The sequence below is a fragment of the Microcoleus sp. Pol1C5 genome, from assembly GCF_036701115.1.
Classification (GTDB): Bacteria; Cyanobacteriota; Cyanobacteriia; order Cyanobacteriales; family Microcoleaceae; genus Microcoleus.
Genome location: NZ_JAUBQE010000135.1, coordinates 1 through 2,330, shown reverse-complemented (window position 1 = coordinate 2,330; position 2,330 = coordinate 1). Strand labels below are relative to the sequence as shown.

General features: G+C 49.3%; 2 protein-coding genes and 1 pseudogene. All 3 read right to left on the bottom strand.

The genetic code is table 11. The features are described 5' to 3' along the window. Positions 1-190 precede the first annotated feature (190 nt). The gene (gene cbiE, locus QUA23_RS30790; protein ID WP_333079664.1) at positions 191-1,399 is read right to left on the bottom strand and encodes a precorrin-6y C5,15-methyltransferase (decarboxylating) subunit CbiE; all 1,209 of its coding nucleotides are present in this window, start codon (positions 1,397-1,399) and stop codon (positions 191-193) included. Positions 1,400-1,419: 20 nt separating this feature from the next. Further along, a complete protein-coding gene (locus QUA23_RS30785) occupies positions 1,420-1,917 on the bottom strand; it encodes a GNAT family N-acetyltransferase (RefSeq protein ID WP_333079665.1) in 498 nt (165 codons plus the stop codon). 287 nt (positions 1,918-2,204) lie between these two features. Continuing rightward, positions 2,205-2,330: pseudogene (locus QUA23_RS30780) on the bottom strand (photosystem II q(b) protein); the annotation flags it as partial.

Sequence of the window (2,330 nt, the reverse complement as noted above, 5' to 3'; positions counted from 1 at the left end):
ATGTTCAAGTAAGCAAATCGAAAATTATTTTGCTCACTGCTGTTACTGTACCTTTTAGTCACGCAAAGTGCTGTATATGACTGCTAATGTTCTGACTGTGGCCTCCGACGGATCGGGGTACGGTGAGATACAATTTTATCGCAATTACGGGATAATATTCTTGATGTTGAATCTCGTTTTTATTACCTTTTTATCTTTTAACTACCGCCCACTGAGTCACCGGTGCCAGCGGTTTCCAACCCTGAAAAGAACCGATCGCCCCTACTCGCTGAATCCCAATTCTAATCAGTTCCCCGCCATAACGATCGTGCCATTGCAAAACTTTAAACTCGCTCTCAACTGTCACCGCATTAACAACTAATCGGCCGCCTTCACCTAAAGCATTCCAACAAGTTTCCAGCACAGCTTCTGCGGTGACACCGCCGCCGATGAAAATAGCATTCGGTTGAGGCAAATTTGTCAGGGCTTCCGGCGCTTCTCCCGCGACAATTTGGAGTTCGGGAACGCCGAAAGTCGAGGCATTTTCAGCGATGTATTGCAATCGAGCCGGATGGCGTTCGATCGCGATCGCCCTGCACCGAGGATGACTCCGCATCCATTCGATCGCGATCGACCCGCAGCCCGCCCCCACATCCCACAACAACTCTCCGGGAATCGGTGCTAACGTTGACAGAGTAACGGCTCGAACCTCGCGCTTGGTAAGTTGTCCGTCGTGGCGATAAGCAGCATCCGGCAAACCCGCAGTTCGGGGGAGGATAAGAGTTTCTCGATCGGCTGCAACTGCGATCGCGATCGTGTTCAAATCCGCCAAATCCGCTGCATTCCAGGCTGCTGCTACCCCCTCGATCCGCCGTTCCGCTCCCCCTCCCATCCGCTCGAACACGGTCATCAAACTGCTGCCAAACCCCCGCTGCGTCAACAATTGGGAAACTTTGGCCGGCGTGTGTCTGTCAGCGCTCAGCACCAGCAAGCGCGCCCCCGGCGACAATGCAAGGGCGATCGATGCGATCGGGCGATTTGTCAAACTGAAAGTCTCAACTTGGGCCAGCGGCCAACCTAAACGGGCGCAAGCAAGACTAAAAGCCGATGCCGCCGGAATCACAGTCATTTCCGAAATGGGAATTTGGCGCGACAGTGTTACCCCTATTCCGTGACACATCGGATCGCCGCTGGCTAGCACACACACAGGCTGTCCCCGGCGGCGGATGATTTGATCGACGGTTGCTTGTATGGGCGAAGCCCAAAGCAATTGTTCGCGGGGGTCGTCGGTTGGTAGCATGGCTAGGTGACGGGCACCGCCGACAACGACTTGAGATCGATCGAGTAGGGTACGGGCGATCGCACTCAATCCCGATAATCCGTCTTCGCCAATCCCCACCACCGAAAGCCATTTGTGCATTGCGCCCTTATTGCTAATTACTACTTATCGATTCTAAAGAATAATATCGGATTTCCATTCATAATTCTTTCTTCTACTTGTTTCATCCCGAGTCTTTCTGCGACTTTTTGCGACTCAATGTTTGCGCGATCGAAACTTGCGACAAGATAGTTAAAGCCAAGTTCATCAAAACTATAATCCAATATTTTGGTTGCAGCTTCAGTAGCGTAGCCTTTTTTAGTTGCTGTTGGCAGCAATGCGTAAACTAACTGGGGCTGTTCTTCTTCAAAAAAATACCACAAACCAACAAATCCAATAGTTTCTCGATCGCTCTTAGTTTCTATAAACCACATACCGAATTGCTTTTGGGCAAACAGCTTTTTGTTTTCGGCAAGCATTTCTTCAACCTTTTGTAGCGACCAGATTTCGCCGTCGCACAGATATCTCCTCACATAGGCATCGATAAAAATTCTATGAAGCGTGTTGAGGTCGCTCTCCACAATCGGTTTCAAAACTAATCTCTCTGTTTCAAATATCATGGGGATTATTTATCTTGGATTAAAGGGCGATCGCACCTATCAATATTAGCCCAGGACGCACGGGCGGTCAGAAACCGGGTTTTTTATGAAAAGATGGGTTGCAGCCCGTAGATTCGGTAAAAAACCCGGTTTCTTTGATAGGAGTGCGATCGCGAACTGTTTATTTTTGTAGTTGCGGTGTTTTCGCCGACGGGTTCATGCGTTCATGACGGTTCCCAAAAATATTTTTCCCCAAACAAAAAGCGCCCCTATTTCTAGGAGCGCTTTTTGTAATTTCAAGCTAAAACTTAGCCATTGATAGAAGGAGCAACCAAAGCTACTGGAGTGACTTCACTTGCAGCCAAGTCGAGAGGGAAGTTGTGAGCATTGCGCTCGTGCATTACTTCCATACCCAAGTTAGCGCGGTTGATCAC